This is a genomic window from Pseudonocardia sp. UM4_GMWB1 (assembly GCF_017312155.1).
Lineage (GTDB): Bacteria > Actinomycetota > Actinomycetes > Mycobacteriales > Pseudonocardiaceae > Pseudonocardia > Pseudonocardia alni.
Window position 1 is genome coordinate 2,499,153 of record NZ_QJPN01000001.1, and the last position, 21,195, is coordinate 2,520,347.

A 21,195-nucleotide genomic window follows, 5' to 3' on the forward strand; every position below is an offset into this window, starting at 1 on the left:
TCGGCCCCGGCCTAGGCTGGGCCGCGTGAACTGGTCCGTCGACGCGCCGATCGACGTCCTCCCGGAGCTGCCGCCGCTGCCCGCGGACCTGCGCTCCGCCCTGGACGACGCGCTCTCCCGCCCTGCCGCCCAGCAGCCCGAGTGGCCCGACCCGTCGCAGGTGGGCGACGTGCGGAAGGTCCTCGAGTCCGTCCCGCCGGTGGTGCTGCCGCCGGAGGTCGACCGGCTGCAGTCGCGGCTCGCCGACGTCGCGAACGGTGAGGCGTTCCTGCTCCAGGGCGGCGACTGCGCCGAGACCTTCGTCGACAACACCGAGCCGCACATCCGGGCGACGATCCGCACGCTGCTGCAGATGGCCGTCGTCCTGACCTACGGCGCCTCGATGCCGGTGGTCAAGGTCGGCCGGATCGCCGGGCAGTACGCCAAGCCGCGCAGCTCGCCGACCGACGCGAGCGGGCTGCCGTCCTACCGCGGGGACATCGTCAACGGGCTCGCCCCGGACGCGCAGGGCCGGATCCCGGACCCGTCGCGGATGGTCCGCGCCTACGCGAACGCCTCGGCGGCGATGAACCTGGTCCGCGGCCTGACCGCGACCGGGCTGGCCGACCTGTCCAAGGTGCACGACTGGAACAAGGACTTCGTCCGCACCTCCGCCGCGGGCGTGCGCTACGAGGCCGTCGCCGCCGAGATCGACCGTGCGGTCCGCTTCATGGACGCCTGCGGGGTGCGCGACCACAACCTGCACCAGGTCGAGTTCTACGCCAGCCACGAGGCGCTGCTGCTCGACTACGAGCGCGCCATGCTGCGCCTGGACCTGGAGCGCGACCCCACCGGCGGGGAGTCGCCGAAGCTCTACGACCTGTCCACGCACTTCCTCTGGATCGGGGAGCGGACCCGTCAGCTCGACGGCGCGCACGTCGCGTTCGCGGAGCTGCTGGCCAACCCGATCGGCATGAAGATCGGCCCGACGACGACGCCCGACCAGGCCGTCGAGTACGTCGAGCGGCTCGACCCGCACAACCGCCCGGGCCGGCTGTCGCTGATCTCCCGGATGGGCAACGACAAGGTCCGCGACGTGCTCCCGGCGATCGTCGAGAAGGTGACCGCCTCCGGGCACAAGGTCATCTGGCAGTGCGACCCGATGCACGGCAACACCCACGAGGCCTCGACCGGCTACAAGACCCGGCACTTCGACCGGATCGTCGACGAGGTGCAGGGCTTCTTCGAGGTGCACCGCTCGCTCGGCACGCACCCCGGCGGCATCCACGTCGAGGTCACCGGCGAGGACGTCACCGAGTGCCTCGGCGGTGCGCAGCGGATCTCCGACACCGACCTCGCCGGCCGGTACGAGACCGCCTGCGACCCGCGGCTGAACACCCAGCAGAGCCTGGAGCTGGCGTTCCTCGTCGCGGAGATGCTGCGCGGCTGACCCGTCCGTCCCGGGGCGGCTCCACCCGGAGCCGCCCCGGTGGTGTGTCTCAGGCCCCGGTGCTGGCCCGGGCCGCCAGCCGTGAGGGCAGCAGGGGAGCGGCGGCGCCGTCGCCGTCCCCGGCGAGCACGGCGGCCAGCCGCTGGGCCGCGGCCCGGCCGAGCTCCTCCGCCGGCAGCGCCACACTCGTCAGCGACGGCGCCGTCACCTGTGAGTACGGCAGGTCGTCGAACCCGGCGACGGCGATGTCCCCCGGCACGGCCAGCCCCAGCCGGTGCGCCGCGGCCAGCACGCCGTAGGCCATCGTGTCCGCCGCCGCGACGACCGCGGTGGCCCCGGCCGCCCGCCAGCGCGGCAGCGCCTCGGTGCTGACGTCGGCGGCGGCGTCGAGGGTCAGCCCGGCCCGGGTGCCGTCGTCGAGGACCCGCAGGCCGTGCTCGGCGGCGACCCGGGCGAGCAGCTCACGGCGCACGGTGAAGGTGGCCGAGGGCGTCGAGCCCTCCAGGTAGGCGAGCACCGTGTGCCCGGCCTCGGCGAGGTGCGCGACCAGCGCGCGCACGCCCGGCTCCAGGTCGAAGGTCACCGTGGCCGCGCGGCCCTCGAAGCCGGGGGCGTCCATCAGCACCAGCGGCGGACCGCCCGGCTCGAGGTCGTCGAGGAACGTCGGCGACGGCGCGTGCACCAGCAGCCCGGCCGGGCGGAACGCCGCGACCCGGCGGACGTCGTCGGCGCCGGGCTGTTCGCCGCCCTCGATCACCGACAGCATCAGCTGGTGCCTGCTGCCCAGCGCCTCCCGGATCCCGGTGGTGACCCGCCCGAAGTAGGGGTTGGGGAGGTCGGGGGCGAGCAGCACGACGAGGTCGGTGGTCCCGCGGGCGAGCGAGCTCGCCGCGTGGTCGACCACGTAGCCCAGCTCCTCGACCGCGGCGCGAACCCGCTCGGTGATCACCGCGGACACCCGTCCGCGCGACTTGCCGTTCACCACCAGCGACACGGTGGACACGCTCGTCCCCGCCCGCCGGGCCACCATCGCCGCGGTCACCCGCCGGCCCACCGGTCCTGCCATCCGGCGAGCCTACCCGGACGCGCCAAACATCAAGCGCTTGACGTCATGCGCTTGACAGGTCACAGTCGACACGTCCGGAGCGCCCCGGACGACCACGACGACGAGGTGGGACACCGGAGATGACCGAGAAGATCGTCCTGGACTGCGATCCGGGCCACGACGACGCGATCGCGCTGCTGCTCGCCCACGGCGACCCGCGGATCGAGCTGCTCGCCGTCACCACGGTCGTCGGGAACCAGACGCTGGACAAGGTGACCCGCAACGCGCTCTCGGTCGCGACCCTGGCCGGGATCACCGGCGTGCCGTTCGCGGCCGGTGCCGACCGCCCGCTGCTGCGGGAGATCGCCGTCGCCGCCGACATCCACGGCGAGACCGGCCTGGACGGCCCGGAGCTGCCCGCGCCGGCGTTCGCCGCGGTGGACACCCACGCCGTGGACCTCATCGTGGAGACCGTGCTGGCCCACGAGCCGGGCACCATCACCCTCGTCCCCACCGGCGGGCTGACCAACATCGCGCTCGCCGCCCGGCGCGCCCCCGAGATCGTCGGCCGGGTCAAGCGGGTGGTGCTGATGGGCGGCGGCGTCGCCGTCGGCAACCGGACCCCGGTGGCCGAGTTCAACATCGCCATCGACCCCGAGGCCGCCGCGATCGTGTTCGAGGCGGGCTGGGAGGTGGTCATGGTCGGGCTCGACCTGACCCACCAGGCGCTGGCCGGTCCCGAGGTGCGCCGCGCGATCCGCGCCGTCGGGACCGGCCCGGCGCGCTTCGTCGACGAGCTGCTGGACTTCTTCGCCGCCACCTATCGCGACGTCCAGGGCTTCGACGCCCCGCCGGTGCACGACCCGTGCGCCGTCGCCCACGTCATCGACCCGACGATCGTGCGGGCGTTCCCGATGCCGATCGTCGTCGAGACCGCGGGCCGGCACACCACCGGGATGACGGTCGCCGACCGGCGCGGCCCGGCCCCGCAGGGATGCCGCACGCACGCCGCGCTGGAGCTCGACCACACCCGGTTCTGGGAGCTCGTCGTGGACGCGCTGCGCACCATCGGCGACCCCGCCACCCCGGCCGCGACCGTCCCCGCCGACGCCGCCGCCCTCGCTGCAACGGAGCAGATCGCATGACCACCCCCGACCGCCGCCCGGTCGTCACGCTCGTCGTGGCGGTGCTGGCCGCCTGCGTGGCGTTCCAGCTCAACGCCTCGATGCTCAGCCCCGCACTGGTCACCATGGCCCGCGAGCTGGGCACCGACGACGCCACCGTCGGCCTGTCCCAGACGATGTTCTTCACCCTCGCGGCGATGTTCTCGCTGTTCCTGCCGCGGCTGTCCGACATCGCGGGGCGCCGGCGGGTGCTGCTGGTGATGCTCGCGGTCATGCTGGTCGGCAGCGTCGTCGCCGCCCTCGCCGTCAGCGTGCCGATGCTGTTCGCCGGCCGGGCCCTGCAGGGCATCACCGGGCCGGTCGTCCCGGTCTGCCTGCTCATGCTGCGCAGCGAGATCGCCGACCCGCGCCGCTACGGGATCGTGCTCGGCCTGATCACCGCCGTGAACGGCGGCGTGGCCGGTCTCGACGCGCTGCTCGGCGGCTGGCTGGCCACCCACCACGGCTTCCGCTCGATCTTCTGGGTCATCGCCGCGGTCACCGTCGTCGCGCTGGTGCTCGTCGCCGTGTGGGGCGTGGAGTCCCGCCCCTCGCAGGGCGCCCGGATGGACTGGCGCGGGGTCGTCCCGCTCGTCGCCGCGGTCGGCGCGCTGCTGCTGGCCTTCGACGAGGCCGCCGCGCTGTCCGACGCGCGCTGGGGCCGGGTCGCCGGGTACGCGCTGCTCGCCGTCGTCGCCGCGGTGGTGTTCTGGCGGCTGCAGGGCCGCACCGCGCAGCCGCTCGTCGCGCCCGAGGACCTGCGCCGGCGCGCCACCTGGGCCACGCTCGGCACCACGCTGCTGACCATGACCGGCGTGTTCGCCGTGGTCAACGGTCTGGTCGCCTCGATCGCGCAGAACCCGGCGGCCGGGTTCGGGCTCGGTGCGGACCTCACCGCGCTCGCGCTGCTCGCCCCCTACGCGCTGATCGGCTGGCTGGTCGGGCCGTTCGCCGGTCGCCTGGCCCCGGTGCTCGGCTACCGCACCGTGCTGCGGGTCGGGCTGGCCGGCAGCGTCGTCGCCACCGCGCTGCTGGCGGTCGTGGGCGTGCACTCGTTCGCGGTGCTGGTCGTCGCGACGCTGTTGCTCGGCGTCACCTACGCCGGCATCGCCAACATCATGCTCAACGGCCTGGGCGTGCTGCTCTCGCCCGCCGACCGGCCCGGCATGCTGCCCGGACTCAACGCCGGCGCGTTCAACCTCGGCGCCGGGATCAGCTTCGTGGTGCTGCCCGCGGTGCAGGTCGCCGTCGGCGGGGCCGGGCAGACCGGGGTCGGCGGCTACACCGCGGGCATGCTGGTCGGGGCCGCGTGCACCGCGGGAGCGTTCGCGCTGTCGCTGCTCATCCCGCGCCCGGCCGCCGCCGAGACCGGCGCCGCGCACGACGTGGTGGACGCCCGATGAGCCGGGTGCTGGTCGTCGGCTCGCTCAACGCCGACCTGGTGGTGCGCACCGAGCGCCTCCCGGGGCCGGGGGAGACCGTGGCCGGGTCGGACCTGACCGTGGGCCCCGGCGGCAAGGGTGCCAACCAGGCCGTCGCCGCCGCCCGGCTCGGGGCCGCCGCGGGGGTCGGCGTGGGCATGGTCGGCGCGGTCGGCGACGACGACCACGGCCGGACCGTCCGCGACGCCGTCGCCGCCGCCGGTGCCGACGTCGACCGGGTCGTGGTGCGGACCGGCGCGGCCACCGGCACCGCGGTCATCACCGTCGACGCCGCGGGCGACAACACGATCGTCGTCTCGCCCGGTGCCAACGCCGCCCTGGAGCCGGGGGACCTGCCCGCCTTCGACGACGTCGCGGTGCTGACCCTGTGCCTGGAGATCGGTGTCCCGACGGTGCTGGCCGCCGCCCGGGCCGCCCGAGCCGCCGGGACCACGGTGGTGCTGAACCTCTCGCCCTACGCCCCGGTGCCCGCCGAGCTGCTCGCCGCCACCGACGTGCTCGTGGTCAACGAGCACGAGGCCGCGCTGCTGGGCGGGCACCCGGTGCCCCGGTCGGTCGTGACACGCGGGGCCGCGGGCTGCGAGGTGCACGACGCGGGAACGGCTACTGTGTCCACAGTGGATGCGATGCGGGCCGATGTGGTGGACACCACCGGGTCGGGCGACGCGTTCCTGGCGGCCGTCGCCGTGCGGCTCGCCGCGGGGGACGACCTGCCGGACGCCGCGCGTTACGCCGTGCGCGCCGGTGCCCTCGCGGTCACCGTCGCCGGGGCGCAGCTGCCCGCGATCGGCGACGCCGAGCGCACCCGTTTCGGGCTGTAGGCCCCTCGAACGCCGGTGTCCCGGCCGGACCGCCATCCGGCCGGGGCGCCGGCTCCGACCCGCGGCGCGGGCTCAGAGCACGGTCAGGGTGATCGTGTCGCCGGGCTCGGCGTCGCCGCCCGCCCCCGGGTCCTGACCGACGACGCGGCCGTCGCGGCGACCGAAGGGGAAGCTGCGCTCGATGTCGACCTCGAAGCCGTCCTGACGCAGCAGCGCCTCCGCCTCGTCGGCCCGCATGCCGATCACGAACGGCACGGAGGTGGGCGCCGCGGGCTCGGCGGTCGGTGCCGGGGGCGGCGGTGCCGGCTCGGCGCCCCGGCTGGTCACCAGGGTGACCGCGGCACCACCGGCGAGCCGGGTCCCGGCGGGCGGGTCGGTGCGGATCACCGCACCGGCGGGGACCTCGGTGCTGAACTCCTCGGCGCTCGTCGAGCGCACCGGGGTCAGCCCGGCGCGGCGCACGGCGTCCTCCGCGGTGTCCACGGCGCTGCCCGCGGGCACGTCGGGCACCGCGGGACGGCCGGTGGACACCACCAGGGTGACCGTGGTCCCGCGCAGCACCCGGGTCTCCGGGGCCGGGTCCACCTGCGCGACGAGGTCGGGCGCCACGTCGTCGTCGGCCCGTTCGGTGACCGTGGGCGTCAGGTCGGACTCGGCGACGAGTGCGGTCGCCCGCTCGCGGTCCAGGCCGGTGACCGCGGGCATCGTGGTCCAGCGGCCCGACCCGAGCCACCAGGCGCCCGTCCCGGCCAGCGCGGCCAGCAGCAGGAGCAGCACCATCCACAGCGCGAACACCCGGCGGCCGCGACGGCGGCGCCCGGCCAGCTCCTCGCGGGTCATCGGCTCCGGCTGCCCGGCGGGGGTGACGGCGGTGCCGTGCGCGCCGCGGGCCCGCGACTGCACCCGGGTGCCGCCGGGGCCCGGCGCGGCGGCGTCGAGCGGCCGGTGGCGCAGGGGGCCCGCGGGGAGGGTGGCGCCGTCGTCGGGCGGGGGCGGGCCGGGCGGGCGCGGCGTCGCGGTCCGGGGCAGGCCCAGCCGGTCGGCCGTGTCCAGCAGCTCGCGGCGGAAGTGCTCCGCGTCGACCGGGCGCTGCTCGGGGTCCCGCGAGGTTGCCCGGGCGACGAGGGCGTCCACGGCCGGCGGCAGCCCCGGGACCAGCGCCGACGGCGGCGGCACGTCCTCGTTCACGTGGCGGTAGGCCACCGACAGCGGGTTGTCGGCGGTGTAGGGCGGCTGCCCGGTCAGCATCTCGTAGAGCACGACCCCGGCGGCGTAGACGTCGCTGCGGCCGTCGGCGCGGCCGGACACGACCTGCTCGGGGGAGAGGTAGGCCATCGTCCCGAGGATCATCCCGGCGTGGCTGACCCCGGCCTCGGCGGCCGCGGTGAGCAGGCCGAAGTCGGCCACCTTCACCTCGCCGCCGGAGGAGATCAGTACGTTCTCCGGCTTCACGTCGCGGTGCACCATGCCGAGCCGGTGCGCGCGGGCCAGACCGGCGAGGACCGGTTCGAGCACCCGCACCGCGGCCGGGAGCCCGAGCGCCCCGCGGGCGCGCAGCACGTCGCGCAGGGTGCCGCCGTCGACCAGCTCCATGACGACGAACAGGCTGGCCTCGCCCAGCGGGCCCGCGGGGACGGTGCCCCGGTCGTAGACGGCGACGACGCACGGGTGGTCGATCCGGGCGGCCAGCCGCGCCTCCCGGTCGAACCGGGTACGGAAGGCGTGGTCCCCGGCCATCCGCGGGTCCATCACCTTGATCGCGACGGCGCGTTCGAGACGGGTGTCGGTGCCGTGGTGCACCGTCGACATTCCGCCGCGGGCCAGCACCGGGCCGACCCGGTAACGGCCGTCGAGCAGCACCTCGCCGGGGCCGTCGGCGGCGAGCCGCCCGGCCCCACCCGGGATGCCGGGGTCGGCCGGACCGGACGGTGAGCTCATCGCGGGTGAGGCTACCGGGGGCGATCCCGGCGGTCGCGCAGGTGGTCGGCGTCGGGGCCGCGGGCGGGCCGGTCCGGTGGGCGTCGGCGCCGTCCGGGACGGTGTGGGACAGTGTCCGGCTGTGAACGAGTCCCTCCCCGCCGCGGTCACCGAGGAGACGCTGAGCGTCGCCGAGGTGGCCGACCGCCTGTCGATCCCCGTCTCCCGGGTCCACCAGCTCGTCCGCGACGGTCAGCTCCTGTCGTTCAAGAACGGGCACGACGTCGTCGTCCCGACCGCGCTGCTCGACGACGACGGTGTCGTGCGCGGGTTGCCGGGCACGATCGTCGTCCTCCGCGACGGCGGCTACGACGACGACGCCATCCTGAGCTGGCTGTTCACCGAGGAGGAGTCGCTCTCCGGTGCTCCGATCACCGCGCTGCGCGCGGGCCGGCACAAGGAGATCAAGCGCCGCGCCCAGGCCATGGCCTTCTGAGGGTTCCGCCGGCTCACCCGCGGGACGGACGCCCGGCGCGTTCGCGCGCCAGCTCGGTCCCGCGGGCGGCCAGCGCCCGGCCGAGCCGGGGCAGCGCGACGGCGGCCCGGCGCCGGTTCGGCACCGCGACCCGGTGGGTCAGCACGTCGTAGCCGGCGTCGGCGATCTCGTCGAGGATCTCCGCGTACAGCACCCGGGCGGCGCCGACGCAGGCCCGCGACACCGGCTCCAGCATCGGGATCCCGGGGTCGGCCCGCCGGTAGGTGGCCCGGGTCCGGGCGACCAGGTGGGCCAGGGCGCGGCGGATCCGCGGGTCCGGGCGCCCGGTGCGCCGGCTCCAGGCCAGCAGCTCCCGGTCGACGCCGAACGCGGCGAGCTCGTCGGCGGGCAGGTACACCCGGCCGCGGTCGAGGTCCTCGCCGACGTCGCGCAGGAAGTTCGTGATCTGGAACGCCACGCCCAGCAGCGCGGCGTGCGGCTCGGCCTCCGCCCGCGGGACGACCGTCCCGAGCACCGGCAGCGTCTGCAGCCCGATCACGGCGGCCGAGCCGTGCACGTAGACGGCCAGCTCGTCGTCGGTGGCGTAGTCGGTGACGGTCAGGTCCATCCGCATCGAGACCATGAAGTCCCGGAACAGCGACGCGTCGAGGTCGTGGCGGCGCGCGGTCTCGGCGACGGCGAGCACCTCGGGCCTGCTGCCGGGCAGCGGGGCGCCCGCCAGTGCGGCCGCCAGCTCGGCGTCGAGCGCGTCGAGCCGGGTGTGCGGATCCCCGCCGCCCGCGCCGTCGGGGTCGTCGACGATCTCGTCGGCGAAGCGGGCGAAGCCGTAGAGGGCGTGGATGTCGACCCGTCGCGCCGGGGGCAGCAGCCGGGTCGCCAGGAAGTAGGTGCGCCCGTGCTCGGCGTGCAGCGCGCGGCAGGCCGCGTAGGCGGCCCGTAGCTGCGGGTCGGTCAGGCCGGCGGCGTCGAGCTCGACGCGCCCGGCCCGCTCAGCCGCGGACGCCCGCATCGGTGGTGGGCGCGGTCGACGGTGCCTCCGGGGCGCCCCGGCGCAGCCCCAGCGGGTCCGGGCGGAGCAGCGACACCGCAGCCAGGACACCGGCCAGGGCACCCGCCAGCAGGTAGTGCGGCACATAGAGGGCGGTCTCGCCGTCGGGGAAGTACACGATCATCAGCCAGATCGAGCCGGCGACCACCCACTGCAGTCCGCGCGCGCTCCACGGGGTCATCGCGAGCAGGCAGAACCCCCAGCTCAGGTACCACGGCAGGGTGGTGGGGGAGAGCACGGCGGCCAGCGCGAGGGCGATCGCGGCATTGCGCACCGCGGCCCGCGGGTCGTCGCGGCCGCGCCACCACAGCAGGGCGATCAGCAGGCCCATCACCAGCGCGCCGATGAACCGGAACGTGTCCACGAACGCCTGGGTGTTCACCTCGCCGGCGAACATCCCGGCCACGCTCGCCGTCGCCTGACCGACGGCGGTCGGCACCGACAGCCAGTTCACGATCATCGACGGGGCGCTGAGCGCGGGCAGCCAGCCCAGCCCGAGACCGGTGAGCCAGGTGGCCCCGCCGAACACGACGCCGAACACGGCCACCGACGGCACCCCGGCCCGGACCAGCCGCGACCAGAACCCGCCGGACAGCGTCGCGGCCCACACCAGCACCAGGAACGGCAGCACGATCCCGGCCGAGGCCTTCACCGCCATGGCCAGCGACGCGACGACGATCGCCCACACGAACCGCTGCCGCAGCGCCAGCAGCGCCGCGAGCGGCAGCAGGCCGACGACCAGCAGGTCGTTGTGCACCCCGCCGACCATGTGCACGACCATCACCGGGTTCGCCACGGCCAGCCACAGCGCGACCGCGGGACGCCCGCCGAGGTGCCGGGTCAGCGCGGGCAGCACCGCCACGAGCAGCAGCAGCCCGGTGACCAGGGTCAGCCGCATCAGCACGACGCCGAGCAGCACGTTCTGGCCGACCAGCAGGACCACGCCCTGCGCGAGCAGGATGAACAGCGGGCCGTAGGGGGCGGGGGTGTCCTGCCAGAAGAAGTGGACGTTGTCGGTGAAGATCCCGCCCATGGTGTCCGGCCCGACGACGTACGGGTCGTACCCGGCCAGGGGCAGCGCGCCCTGGGCGAGGTAGCTGTAGGGGTCGCGGGTGAACAACGGCGCCGTGACGAGCATCGGCAGCATCCACACCGCCGCCGTCGTCAGCACCGCGCGGCCACCGGCGCGCCGGGCGAGCACGGCGCGGCCCAGCCGCACCCACGCCCACACCATCAGCACCAGGCCGACGTAGATCACGATCGTCGCGAGCATCGCGCCGTGGCCGTAGCGCCAGAACGACAGCGCCGAGTTGCCGATCACCGGGTCCCGCATCGGGATCCCGCCGCCGCCGAACGAGCCGAGGAACATCAGCACGGTCCCGGCCAGCCCCAGCAGCAGGACACCCCGCGGCGGCGAGCCGAGCCGCTCGACCAGACCGGGGCCCGCGGGCTCCGGTGCGGCCGGCGGGGGCACGACCGCGCCCGCGCCGGGGTCCGGCGTCACCGTCTCGGGTGCCGCCGGGCGGGGGAGCGGGGGCGAGGGCTGAGCCGTCATCGTGTCCGTGTGTGCTGGTCGGGCATCGTCGGGAGCATGATTCCACGCCCCCCGGCACCCGCCCTCAGTGCCCCGTGTCAGTGCCCCGTGCGCGCGGCGGCCCCGCGCCCGGCGTGCTCGGCCGGGCGCGGACCGGTGATCCGCTCGGCCGCCAGCCGCCCGGAGATCAGGACCGGGGGGATCCCGACGCCCGGGGTCGTGCCGCACCCGGCGAGCACCGCGTTCGCCGTACCGCGGACCAGGTTGCGCGGCCGGAACGGGCCGGTCTGGGCCAGCGTGTGCGACGCCGAGAACGGCGTGCCCGCGGCCATCCCGGCGGCCGCCCAGTCCTGCGGGGTCCACATCCGGGTCCAGCTCGGCCGCGCGGAGGGGTCCACCAGCCCGCGGTCGGCGAGCACACCGAACAGCTCCTCGGCGTACGCCGGGCCGACCCGGTCCCAGTCGATGCCGGGCGCCACCGCGGTGTTCGGACACGGGGCGAGCACGCTCATGACCTCGCGCCCGCCGGGCTGCAGCGACGGGTCGGTCAGCCCGGGCCGGGTGACCAGCAGCGACGGGTCGGACATCAGCCGTCCCTCGTCGATGATCTCGCGGAAGGTGCCCGCCCAGGAGCCGCCGAAGGAGATCGTGTGGTGGTGCTGCGCGGTGCCGGGGGCGGGCGTGGGCATCCCGGCGTGCACGACGACGGCGCTGGGCGACCAGCGCAGCCCGATCGGACGCCGCGGTGCGCCGCCGAGCAGGGCGTAGGCCGCGGGCAGCTCCGGGGTGAGCACGACCGCGTCGCACGGGGTCAGCGACTCGTCGGCGCCGTCGGGACCGGTGTGCCGGACCGCGGTGACCCGGTCCCCGGAGCGGTCCAGGCCGGTGACGGTGCGGCCGTAGTGGATCTCGGCTCCCGCGTCGGCGGCGGCGCCGGCCAGTGCGGTGCCCATCATCCGCATGCCGCCGCGCGGGAAGTAGACGCCCGCGACGGTGTCCATGTAGGCGATCACGCCGTAGGCGCCGAGCGCGTCGCGCGGGGAGACACCGGCGTAGAGCGCCTGGAAGGAGAACACCCGGCGCAGCCGCTCGTCGGGCAGGAAGCGGTCGATCCGCTTCCCGAGCCGCCCGAAGCCGCCGAGGGCGGCGAGCCGGGCCAGGTCGGGGCCGAGCAGCGACAGCGGCGAGTCCATGTTCGCGCCGATGAAGTTGTCCATCTCGGCGCGGTAGAGGTCGGTGAGCCAGTGGCGCAGCCGCCGGTACCCGGCCGCGGAGTCCGGGCCGCACTGCTCGCGGATCTCGTGCTCCATCGCGGCGGCGTCGGTGTGTACCGCGATCGCCGAGCCGTCGGCGAACTCGGCCCGGTAGGCCGGGTCGAGGCGGACCAGGTCGAGCCGGTCCGCGGTCGTCTCGCCGACGGCGGCGAACGCGGAGTCCAGCAGCTCCGGCATGGTCAGCACGGTGGGGCCGGTGTCCAGGGCGTAGGTGCCGTGGTCGTCGGTCACGTCGAGCCGCCCGGCGCGCCCGCCGGGGAAGCTCTCCCGCTCGACGATCGTGACGCGGCGGCCCGCGCCGAGCAGGTGCAGTGCTGTCGACAGCCCGGCCAGCCCCGCCCCCACGACGACGACGTGGTCGGTGTGCCCCTCGATCCGCCGCACCCCGCTCACCAGGCCCGCCGGGTCGCGCGCTCGGCCAGCTCGAACAGGTGCGAGCGGCCCGGTTCGGCGACCGGTGCGGAGTCGAGCGCGTCGAGCGCGGCGCCGGTGAGCGCGGCGATCCGCTGCTCCACCGACTGGACCGCGCCCAGCTCCGACAGCGCGGAGCGGGCCCGTTCCAGGCTCGCGGCGTCCAGGTCGGGGTCGCCGAGCGCGGAGAGGACGACGTCGGCCGCGGCCCGGTCCCCGCGCTGCTCGGCGCGCTGCAGGGCCGCGGCGACCAGTAGGGTCCGCTTGCCCTCACGCAGGTCGTCCCCGGCGGGCTTGCCGGTGACCCGCGGGTCGCCGAACACGCCCAGCAGGTCGTCGCGCAGCTGGAAGGCGACGCCGATGTCGGCGCCGTAGCGCCGGTAGGCCGCGACGACCCGCGGGTCGGCCCCGGCGATCGCCGCGCCCAGGTGCAGCGGCCGCTCCACGGTGTAGGCGGCGGTCTTGAACCGGTCGATGGTCAGTGCGGTCGACTCGGCGGTGTCCCCGGAGGCCTGGGCCAGCACGTCGAGGTACTGGCCGGACAGCACCTCGGTGCGCATCGCCCGCCACGGCTCGGCGGCGCGGGTGTGGGCGCCCTCGGGGAGCGCGGCGGCGTGGAACATGTCGTCGGCCCACACCTGGGCCAGGTCCCCGACGAGGATCGCGACGGCGGCGCCGAACCGCGCCGGCGGTCCGGACCAGCCGTTCGCCGCGTGCATCCGGGCGAACTCCACGTGCACCGTGGGCCGGCCGCGGCGGGTGGAGGAGGCGTCCATCAGGTCGTCGTGGACCAGGGCGCATGCCTGGATCAGCTCCAGCGCGGCGATCGCGCTCAGCACGCCCTGGGCGTGCGGGTCGGCCGGGTCGCCGCCCGCGCCACGCCAGCCCCACCAGGCGAAGGTGGGCCGCAGCCGTTTGCCGCCGCGCAGCACGAACCCGGCCAGCGCGTCGGCGGCCGCCGCGACGACCGGGTCGATGCCCAGCACCTCGGTGCGGCGGCGGTCCAGGTACCCGGCCAGCACCCGTTCCACGTGCTGGGGCAGCGCGTCGTCGAGCGGAGCCGGACCTGCGGTGGACAGGCCCGGGGATCCGGACGGACCGGACGGTGCGGACACGGGGGAGACGGGGTCGGCCACGACGACCAGGCTATCGGTGCACCCGGGACCCGGCCCGCCGATGCCGTCGTGGTGCACGTCATGGCGGTGCGCAGACGGTGCACGCCGGTCGGTGGACGACCGAACGGCGGTGCGCACCGTAAGGTCGTCGGGGTGACGACGACCTTCGCATCCACGGTGACCGAACGGATCAACGTCGACCGCCCCTTCTTCGCGGTGGAGTTCTTTCCCCCCAAGGACGATCGGGGCGAGGCGGAACTGTGGCGCGCCATCCGCCGCCTGGAGGTGCTCGACCCGGCCTACGTGTCGGTGACCTACGGCGCGGGCGGCTCCAGCCGCGACCGCACCGTCCGCACGGTGGAGCGGATCGCCACCGACACGACGCTGTGCTCGATGGCGCACCTGACCGCCGTCTCGCACTCGACCGACGAGCTGCGCCACGTGATCGGGTCGCTGGCCGCCGCGGGCGTCCGCAACATCATGGCGCTGCGCGGGGACCCGCCCGGCGACCCGCTCGGCGAGTGGGTCGCCCACCCCGACGGGCTCGAGTACGCCGACCAGCTCGTCGCGCTGATCAAGCGGTCCGGCCCGTTCTGCGTGGGCGTCGCCGCGTTCCCCTACGGCCACCCGCGCTCGGCCGAGCTCGAGACCGACACCGAGCGGCTCGTCGGGAAGTTCCGGGCGGGCGCGGAGTTCGCCGTGACCCAGCTGTTCCTGGAGCCCGACGGTTTCCTGCGGCTGCGCGACCGGGTCGCCGCCGCCGGGTTCGACCAGCCGATCATCCCCGGCATCATGCCGCTGACCTCGGAGAAGACCTTCCACAAGGGGCCCGAGCTGTCGGGCTCGCCGCTGCCGGCGGCGCTCGTCGAGCGGCTCGCGCCCTACTCCGGTGACACGGCGGCGTTCCGCGCCGCGGGCATGGAGGTCACCGGCGAGCTGTGCGAGCGGCTGCTCGCCGAGGGTGTCCCCGGGATCCACTTCTACTGTCTCAACCGGTCGACGGCGACGACCGAGCTGGTCGAGCGTCTCGGGCTGGCGCCGCGCCACGAGGGCACCCGGCTCTCCACGCCGGCCTGACCGTCCGCGGCGGGGCCCGCATCGGCCCGTCGCGGTGAGCCCACCCCGGTGAACCGGGTCCGGCCACCCGGTCCCCGGCCGGGACCGCCCGCCCCGGCCCGGTGGCTCCGGCCCGCCGGACGGGCGGGTGGTCAGGAGGCCGGGCGCACCAGGTGCAGGTCCGGGGCCGGGCGGGCGCCGACCGGCCCGACGTCGGCCCAGGTCGTCTTGCCGCCGTGGTGCCGGCGCACCCCCCAGCGCTGCGAGAGCCGGCCGACGATCTGCAGCCCGCGTCCGCGGGTCGCGGTGGGGTCGTAGGGCTGCTCGCGTCCGCGCACGACCGAACCGTCGCGCACGCGCAGTCGTACCGCGCCGTCGCGCACCCGTGCGGTCACCAGCATCGGGGTGTGCGCGTGGTCGACACCGTTCGCCACCAGTTCGTGCAGCACCAGCGTCGCGTCGCCGACGGTCACGTCGTCCACCAACGGGGTCAGGAACCGCGTCAGCTCGTGCCGGGCCGTGCGGCACGCGGCCGCGTCGGGCTCCACCCTGAGGATCCAGGACTGTGCGGTCACGGGCCCGCCCCCTCCCCGTCCTGCCGGGCCGGCCCGCCCGACGCGACCCGGTTACCCGATGTGCCCGCCTCGCACACCCCCGCGGTCGCCCACCCGGGGGCGGACCGGAGCGGGTACGGTCACGGGTCCGACGCGTAGAGCCAACTGCGCGTGCCCGCAGCCGCGAGCACGACGTGGAGGCTCCGCTTGCGCATCGCCGTCATCCGTACCCCCGAGGTCCCGCGAACGTGCGGCGCGGGGATCACCGCCGCCTCGCTGGCCGCCGCCGGTCACACGGTCCGGGTGTTCACCGACGTCCCCGACGACCCCGACCTGACCGCCCCGGCCGACGGCGGCACGCTGCGCGTGCAGCCGTGGGAACCCGGGCAGGACACCGCACTGGCCGCGGCGTGGTCCGACGACCCGCCCCAGGTGGTGCACGCCATCGGACCGCGCGCCGGGGCCGCCGCCGTCGCGACCGGGGTGCCGGTCGTGCAGGTCTATCCGGCCGACTGCCAGGGCCCGGCCACGATCCCCGCGGCCCGTACCGGGTCGTCGCAGGGGGCCGCCCGCGTGCTGGCCTCCAGCGAGGAGCAGCACACCGCCCTGCTGCGCCGTGGGGTGCCGCGGGCGGTGCTGCGGACGGTGCCCGCCGCCGTCGACACCGACGCGTTCGCCCCCGACGGGCCGGCGCTGCGCCGGGACGACCGGCCGCGGCTGCTCGCGGTCGGCTCGCTGGCCGACGGCGCCGGGATGGACACGGTGATCCGGGCGATGTCCCGGATCCGCACCGCCGAGCTGCTCGTCGCCGGCGGCGCGGCGGACCCGGACCCCGACCGCGCGCGCCTGTTCGCCATCGCCCGCGAGGCCGGCGTCGCCGGGCGCGTCCGGTTCCTCGGGCCGGTCGAGGGCGGCCTGATGCCGCGGCTGCTGCGCTCGGCCGACGTCGTGGTCGCCGCACCGGAGCGCGACGTCGGGGTCGGGCCGGTCCTGCAGGCGATGGCCTGCGCGCGGGCGGTCGTGGCGACGAGCGTGGGCGGGCTGCGCGACGTCGTCGTCGAGGGGGTGACCGGGGTGCTGGTCCGCCCGGCCCGGCCCGCCGAGCTGGCGGTCGCGCTGCGCGGCGTGCTCGGCGACGACGCCCTGCGCGCCGGGTTCGGGATCGCGGGCCGGGACCGTGCGGTGTCGCGGTTCGACCGGGCGCGGATCGCCGAGGCCCTGACCGTCGTCTACGGCGAGCTGGTCGGTGCGCCGGCCGCCGAGCCCGCCGAGGAGGACGACCCCGAGGACCGCACGCCGGTCGGCGCCGCGGGCTGACCCGGTGGCCACGCCAGGTCGCGGAGGTCCCGGACCGCGCGCGGTGCGGCCTCGACGGCCGCATGCCGGTGCGGCCCGGGTACCCCGGGCCGGCGGATGACCGGGAAGTGCCCGGTGCGGCGGACCCGCCGGGACAGCGCGACGCGGTGCCGGGGCGGGGCGACCAGGCGGCGGTACACCCGCTGCAGCCCGGCCCCGCCCGCGAGCGCGACCGGCAGCGCCACGACCACGTGCCACCACGACGTCGCCCAGAAGTGCACGGTCGCGACGAACAGTGCGGTCCAGCCGAGCGCGGCGGTCCGGAGCAGCGTCAGCCGCAGGCGCAGTGGCCGGTCGCGGCAGCCGCGTCGCAGCACCGAGGCGGTGCGCGTGAGCACCCACAGCCAGTGCAGCGCGAGCAGGGTGTGCGCGAGGTAGCCGGTGACCCGGCGGAGGTCCATGTGGCCCCCCTCGCCGCCGATCCACGCGGTGTTACGGCTCACACACGCAGGGTCGGTATGGGACCCGGTGTCCGGTACCGCCTGCGCCGTGCGAGTGATCATCCGCGTGACTGATGAGCAACGCTAACCGTCTGCTCCTAGCGTGATCGTCATGCGCACAGCCGACGATCAGTGGGACATCACCAGCAGCGTGGGCGCCACCGCCCTGGCCGTCGCCGCGGGGCGGGCGCTGGAGACCCGCCGCGCCGACCGGCTGGTCGACGACCCGTACGCCCAGCGGTTCGTCGACGCGGCCGGGACGCTGTCGGCGGTGCCGCGGGACCCGGGCGACGCCGCCGACCCGTGGGTCGTGCAGGCCGGCTACCAGGGCGTGCGCTCCCGGTTCTTCGACGAGGCCCTGACCGGCGCAGGGACGACCCAGGTCGTGCTGCTCGCCGCGGGCCTCGACGCGCGGGCCCTGCGCCTGCCGTGGCCCGCCGGGACCACGGTGTTCGAGATCGACCAGCAGAAGGTGCTGGACTTCAAGGACGGGGTCGTCGCCGAAGCGGGGATCACGCCGACCGCGCGCCGGGTCACCGTGCCGGTCGACCTGCGCCACGACTGGCCCGCCGCGCTCACCGCAGCCGGCTTCGCCCCGGACCGGCCGACCGCCTGGCTGGCCGAAGGCCTGCTGCCCTACCTGCCCGCCGACGCCGAGCAACTCCTCTTCGAGCGGGTGCACGCGCTGTCGGTGCCGGGCAGCCGGATCGCCGTCGAGCACTTCGGCGACCAGGTGGAGCGGATCGCGGACGATCCGTCGTTCCGCGAGGCGGCCCAGGAGATGCTGCACACCACCGACGTCCGCGAGCTGTTCTTCGCCGAGCCCCGGGCCGAGTCCTGCGACGACTGGCTGCGCCGCCACGGCTGGACGGTCACCGCCCGCCCGGTCCGCGAGGTCGCCGCGGGCTACGGGCGGCCGCTGCACGACACGGTCACCGACACCCTCGGCTCGGCGACGCTGCTGTGGGCCGACCGGCCCTGAACGGCGGGCTCAGCGGGCGGCACGGGCGTCGACCAGCAGGGCCATGTGCAGCGCGGTCCGCACCTCGGGGTCGGTGAGGTCGAGGCCCAGCAGGCCGGAGAGGCGGCGCAGCCGGGCGTAGGCGGCGGGGCGGCCCACCCCGAGCCTGCGGGCGACGTCGGCGACGACCCCGCCCGCCCCGACCAGGGCCCACAGCGTGTCCCGGGCGTCGGCGCGTCCGGCGGCGGGCAGCGCCGTCACCGGGCCGAGCACGTCCGCCGCGAAGCCGAGCAGGGCCGGGTCGTCGCCGAGGCGGTGCACCAGCCCGCGCAGCGCGGGCACCCGGACGGGGCCGCGGCCGCCGGTCGCGGCGTGCGCGGCCGCGTCCTCGCGGGCCCGGCGCAGCAGGTCCGCCACGGCGGCGAACGGGCCGGGCCCGGCCGTCGCCGCGGCCACCGTGGCGGGCAGCGCGGCGAGCAGCGGGCGGCCGTCGCCGGGCACGAGCACGACCAGCTCCCCGGGTGCGGGCGAGACCACCGTCGCCCCCGGTGCGACGACGGCGAGCGCCGCGTCCACGGCCTGCTCCGGGTCGACGGCCCGCCCGGGGTCGTCGTCTCCGGCCGGGCGCAGCGCCACCACCGACAGCGGACCCGCGGTGTCCAGCCCGGCGGCGCGGGCCCGCACCGCCAGCCGTCCGGCGTCGGACGGCACCGCGACGGCCAGGTCGGCCACCAGCGCGTCGCGGGCGGACCGCAGCAGGCCCTCGGGCGACGGGTCGAGCAGCGACACCGCGTCCGCGGCGGCGTCGAGCAGTGCGCGCACCCGCTCGGCGGTGCCCGGCGTCGGCCGCGACGGCACCGTCAGCCGCCCCCACCGCGCGCCGGGCCGCCCGACCGGAGCGGTCGCCCAGCCCTCCGGCCCGGCGGGCCCGGCCAGCCGCGAGCGCGCCGCCCAGTCCCGCAGGTCCGGACCGCCCGCGGTGAGCAGCACCCGGTGCGCGAGGTCCTCGCACACCACGGGCGCGTCGATCCGGCGGGCCAGCTCGCCGACCACGCGCCCCGGCGGCACCCGGTGCAGGGCGAGCGTCCGGAACGCGGCCTCGACGCCCGGCGGCCCCGGGTCGTCGTCGCGGCGGGCGACCTGCCCCAGCACACCGGCGACGATCTCGGCGAAGCGCACCGTGCGCCGCAGCTCCACCAGCGGGAACCCGGCCGCCCGGGCGGCCTGCACCAGACCGGCGGGCAGCGACGGCAGCTGCCGGCCGATCTCCACGACCAGCCCGACCGCCCCGGCGGCCCGCAGCGCGTCGACGTAGCGGGCGGGGACGGTGGTGGGGTCGGCCACCGGCACCCCGACCGAGAGCACCAGCACCCCCGGCGGCAGCGTCCCGGCCGGGTCGGCGACCTCGCTGACGTGCACCCAGCGCACCGGGGTGCCCAGCGCCGCCCGCCCGGCCCGGACGGCGGGTGCCCCGGCCCGGACCTCCGGACGGGCCAGCACGTCGGCGATGGTCGGGTGCATAGGGATCCACTCCGTCCGCCGCGCGGTCGAGGACGATACGGATCGTATCCCTGACCGGGGCCGCCGCGGCGCCGACGATCGGAGGCGTACCGCGCCGCTACCGAGGGAGCCCCACGTGACCGCCGTCGAGAACACGACCCGGACCGAGGCCGGAGCCACCCCGGACGCGCCCGCCCTCTCGCCGCACGCCGACGCCGCCGGGCGGCATCTCTGGATGCACTTCGCCCGGATGCACGGCCGGGACGGCGCCGCCCCGATCCCCGTCATCACCCGCGGCGACGGCGTGCACCTGTGGGACGACCGCGGCCGCCGCATCCTCGACGGCCTCGCCGGCCTGTTCGTCGTGCAGGCCGGGCACGGGCGGCGCGAGCTGGCCGAGGTCGCCGCGAAGCAGGCGTCGGAGCTGGCGTTCTTCCCGGTCTGGGGCTACACGACCCCGCCCGCGGCCGAGCTCGCCGAGCGCCTGGCCCATCTCGCCCCCGGCGACCTGAACCGGGTCTTCTTCACCTCCGGCGGCGGCGAGGCCGTCGAGAGCGCCTGGAAGGTGGCCAAGCAGTACTTCAAGCTCCGCGGCCGCCCGCTCAAGCACAAGGTGATCTCCCGGGCGACGGCGTACCACGGCACCACCCACGGGGCGATGGCCGTGACCGGGCTGCCCGCGATGAAGAAGGACTTCGAGCCGCTGGCGCCCGGCGGGTTCCGCGTACCCAACACCAACCTCTACCGCCACCCCGAGTTCGACGGCGACGCCGAGGCCCTGGGCCGCTGGGCCGCCGACCGGATCGAGGAGGCCATCGCGTTCGAGGGCGCGGACACCGTCGCCGCGGTCGTGCTCGAGCCGGTGCAGAACTCCGGCGGCTGCCTGACCGCGCCGCCGTCGTACTTCGCCCGGGTCCGCGAGATCTGCGACCGGCACGACGTGCTGCTCGTCGCCGACGAGGTGATCACCGGCTTCGGCCGCCACGGCGTCCCGTTCGCCAGCGCGAAGTTCGGGTTCACCCCGGACATCATCACCTGCGCGAAGGGCATGACCTCGGGCTACGGGCCGCTGGGCGCGATGATCGCCTCGGAGAAGGTGATCGAGCCGTTCCTCGCCCCCGGCGTCACGTTCCCGCACGGCTACACCTGGGGCGGGCACCCGGTCTCGGCCGCCGTCGCGCTCGCGAACCTCGACCTCATGGAGCGCGAGGACCTCTACGGCAACGTCCTGTCCCACGCCGACGCGTTCGGCGCGACCCTCGACCGGCTCCGTGACCTGCCGATCGTCGGCGACGTCCGCGGCGACGGCTACTTCTGGGCGATCGAGCTCGTGCGGGACCGCGACACCAGGGAGACCTTCGGTCCGCAGGAGCGGGAGCGGCTGGTGCGCGGGTTCCTCCCCGGGGCGCTGTTCGAGGCGGGCCTGTACTGCCGCCCCGACGACCGCGGCGACGTCGTGATCCAGCTGGCGCCGCCGCTGATCGCGGGACAGCGCGAGTTCGACGAGATGGAGCAGATCCTGCGGGGGGTGCTCGCCGAGGCGGACAAGATCGTGTGAGTTGGCGGGCGACCGCCGCGTCGGGTTGTTGCCCAACCGGCGGGTAACTAGGTTGACCCCCGCAGGCGCCGCACC

General features: G+C 76.2%; 18 protein-coding genes. 9 read left to right on the forward strand and 9 right to left on the reverse strand.

The features are described 5' to 3' along the window. The first annotated feature begins 25 nt into the window (after nucleotides 1–25). Complete coding sequence (locus tag DMP15_RS12160) at nucleotides 26–1,429, forward strand: class II 3-deoxy-7-phosphoheptulonate synthase (RefSeq protein ID WP_073574261.1); 1,404 nt, start codon at nucleotides 26–28, stop codon at nucleotides 1,427–1,429. 49 nt (nucleotides 1,430–1,478) lie between these two features. Here DMP15_RS12160 and DMP15_RS12165 read toward each other — a convergent pair whose 3' ends face one another. Then, on the reverse strand, nucleotides 1,479–2,495 hold the full coding sequence (locus tag DMP15_RS12165; protein WP_218899376.1) for a LacI family DNA-binding transcriptional regulator: 1,017 nt from the start codon (nucleotides 2,493–2,495) through the stop codon (nucleotides 1,479–1,481). A 119-nt stretch (nucleotides 2,496–2,614) separates the two neighbouring features. Between DMP15_RS12165 and uriH the strand changes: the two genes are divergently transcribed. The 3 genes from uriH to DMP15_RS12180 are packed head-to-tail and all read left to right on the forward strand — an operon-like array spanning nucleotide 2,615 to nucleotide 5,900. Further along, on the forward strand, nucleotides 2,615–3,619 hold the full coding sequence (uriH, locus tag DMP15_RS12170; protein WP_337825908.1) for a uridine-preferring nucleoside hydrolase UriH: 1,005 nt from the start codon (nucleotides 2,615–2,617) through the stop codon (nucleotides 3,617–3,619). Further along, on the forward strand, nucleotides 3,616–5,040 hold the full coding sequence (gene uriT, locus DMP15_RS12175) for a uridine transporter UriT (protein WP_073574259.1): 1,425 nt from the start codon (nucleotides 3,616–3,618) through the stop codon (nucleotides 5,038–5,040). The genes uriH and uriT overlap by 4 nt, the downstream gene beginning before the upstream one ends. Beyond that, nucleotides 5,037–5,900 carry a PfkB family carbohydrate kinase gene (locus DMP15_RS12180; protein WP_073574258.1) on the forward strand — a complete coding sequence of 288 codons (864 nt, stop codon included), beginning with the start codon at nucleotides 5,037–5,039 and terminating at the stop codon, nucleotides 5,898–5,900. The genes uriT and DMP15_RS12180 overlap by 4 nt, the downstream gene beginning before the upstream one ends. A gap of 72 nt (nucleotides 5,901–5,972) precedes the next feature. On the opposite strand, the gene pknB is transcribed toward DMP15_RS12180, so the two are convergent. After that, complete coding sequence (gene pknB, locus DMP15_RS12185; RefSeq protein WP_337825909.1) at nucleotides 5,973–7,838, reverse strand: Stk1 family PASTA domain-containing Ser/Thr kinase; 1,866 nt, start codon at nucleotides 7,836–7,838, stop codon at nucleotides 5,973–5,975. Nucleotides 7,839–7,959: 121 nt separating this feature from the next. Between pknB and DMP15_RS12190 the strand changes: the two genes are divergently transcribed. Beyond that, nucleotides 7,960–8,313 (forward strand): Rv2175c family DNA-binding protein, encoded by a 354-nt coding sequence (locus DMP15_RS12190; protein ID WP_062396076.1) that lies wholly within the window; start codon nucleotides 7,960–7,962, stop codon nucleotides 8,311–8,313. Between the two features lie 13 nt (nucleotides 8,314–8,326). Here DMP15_RS12190 and DMP15_RS12195 read toward each other — a convergent pair whose 3' ends face one another. The 4 genes from DMP15_RS12195 to DMP15_RS12210 form a co-directional block, all read right to left on the reverse strand. Then, on the reverse strand, nucleotides 8,327–9,322 hold the full coding sequence (locus DMP15_RS12195) for a phytoene/squalene synthase family protein (RefSeq protein ID WP_073574257.1): 996 nt from the start codon (nucleotides 9,320–9,322) through the stop codon (nucleotides 8,327–8,329). Further along, nucleotides 9,303–10,916: a polyprenol phosphomannose-dependent alpha 1,6 mannosyltransferase MptB gene (gene mptB, locus DMP15_RS12200; protein ID WP_337825910.1), complete on the reverse strand. Its 1,614-nt coding sequence runs from the start codon at nucleotides 10,914–10,916 to the stop codon at nucleotides 9,303–9,305. Before mptB ends, DMP15_RS12195 begins: the two co-directional genes overlap by 20 nt. Before the next feature lie 77 nt (nucleotides 10,917–10,993). After that, nucleotides 10,994–12,553 (reverse strand): phytoene desaturase family protein, encoded by a 1,560-nt coding sequence (gene crtI / locus DMP15_RS12205; RefSeq protein ID WP_337826693.1) that lies wholly within the window; start codon nucleotides 12,551–12,553, stop codon nucleotides 10,994–10,996. 5 nt (nucleotides 12,554–12,558) lie between these two features. Further along, the gene (locus tag DMP15_RS12210; protein WP_161152512.1) at nucleotides 12,559–13,659 is read right to left on the reverse strand and encodes a polyprenyl synthetase family protein; all 1,101 of its coding nucleotides are present in this window, start codon (nucleotides 13,657–13,659) and stop codon (nucleotides 12,559–12,561) included. Nucleotides 13,660–13,848: 189 nt separating this feature from the next. Between DMP15_RS12210 and DMP15_RS12215 the strand changes: the two genes are divergently transcribed. Beyond that, complete coding sequence (locus DMP15_RS12215; protein ID WP_073574255.1) at nucleotides 13,849–14,772, forward strand: methylenetetrahydrofolate reductase; 924 nt, start codon at nucleotides 13,849–13,851, stop codon at nucleotides 14,770–14,772. Nucleotides 14,773–14,903: 131 nt separating this feature from the next. On the opposite strand, the gene DMP15_RS12220 is transcribed toward DMP15_RS12215, so the two are convergent. Then, nucleotides 14,904–15,326 carry an ATP-binding protein gene (locus DMP15_RS12220; RefSeq protein ID WP_073574254.1) on the reverse strand — a complete coding sequence of 141 codons (423 nt, stop codon included), beginning with the start codon at nucleotides 15,324–15,326 and terminating at the stop codon, nucleotides 14,904–14,906. A 186-nt stretch (nucleotides 15,327–15,512) separates the two neighbouring features. Between DMP15_RS12220 and DMP15_RS12225 the strand changes: the two genes are divergently transcribed. Next, complete coding sequence (locus tag DMP15_RS12225) at nucleotides 15,513–16,622, forward strand: glycosyltransferase family 4 protein (RefSeq protein ID WP_337825911.1); 1,110 nt, start codon at nucleotides 15,513–15,515, stop codon at nucleotides 16,620–16,622. On the opposite strand, the gene DMP15_RS12230 is transcribed toward DMP15_RS12225, so the two are convergent. Then, the gene (locus tag DMP15_RS12230) at nucleotides 16,535–17,104 is read right to left on the reverse strand and encodes a hypothetical protein (RefSeq protein WP_337825912.1); all 570 of its coding nucleotides are present in this window, start codon (nucleotides 17,102–17,104) and stop codon (nucleotides 16,535–16,537) included. The genes DMP15_RS12225 and DMP15_RS12230 overlap by 88 nt on opposite strands. Before the next feature lie 109 nt (nucleotides 17,105–17,213). Here DMP15_RS12230 and DMP15_RS12235 point away from each other — a divergent pair, with 109 nt between their 5' ends. Further along, complete coding sequence (locus DMP15_RS12235) at nucleotides 17,214–18,083, forward strand: SAM-dependent methyltransferase (protein WP_179762353.1); 870 nt, start codon at nucleotides 17,214–17,216, stop codon at nucleotides 18,081–18,083. A gap of 9 nt (nucleotides 18,084–18,092) precedes the next feature. Here the strand turns inward: DMP15_RS12235 and DMP15_RS12240 are convergent, their stop codons facing one another. Continuing rightward, the gene (locus DMP15_RS12240; protein ID WP_337825913.1) at nucleotides 18,093–19,583 is read right to left on the reverse strand and encodes a PucR family transcriptional regulator; all 1,491 of its coding nucleotides are present in this window, start codon (nucleotides 19,581–19,583) and stop codon (nucleotides 18,093–18,095) included. Nucleotides 19,584–19,698: 115 nt separating this feature from the next. Between DMP15_RS12240 and DMP15_RS12245 the strand changes: the two genes are divergently transcribed. Next, the gene (locus tag DMP15_RS12245; protein WP_073574250.1) at nucleotides 19,699–21,120 is read left to right on the forward strand and encodes an aspartate aminotransferase family protein; all 1,422 of its coding nucleotides are present in this window, start codon (nucleotides 19,699–19,701) and stop codon (nucleotides 21,118–21,120) included. The last annotated feature ends 75 nt before the right edge of the window (nucleotides 21,121–21,195 follow it).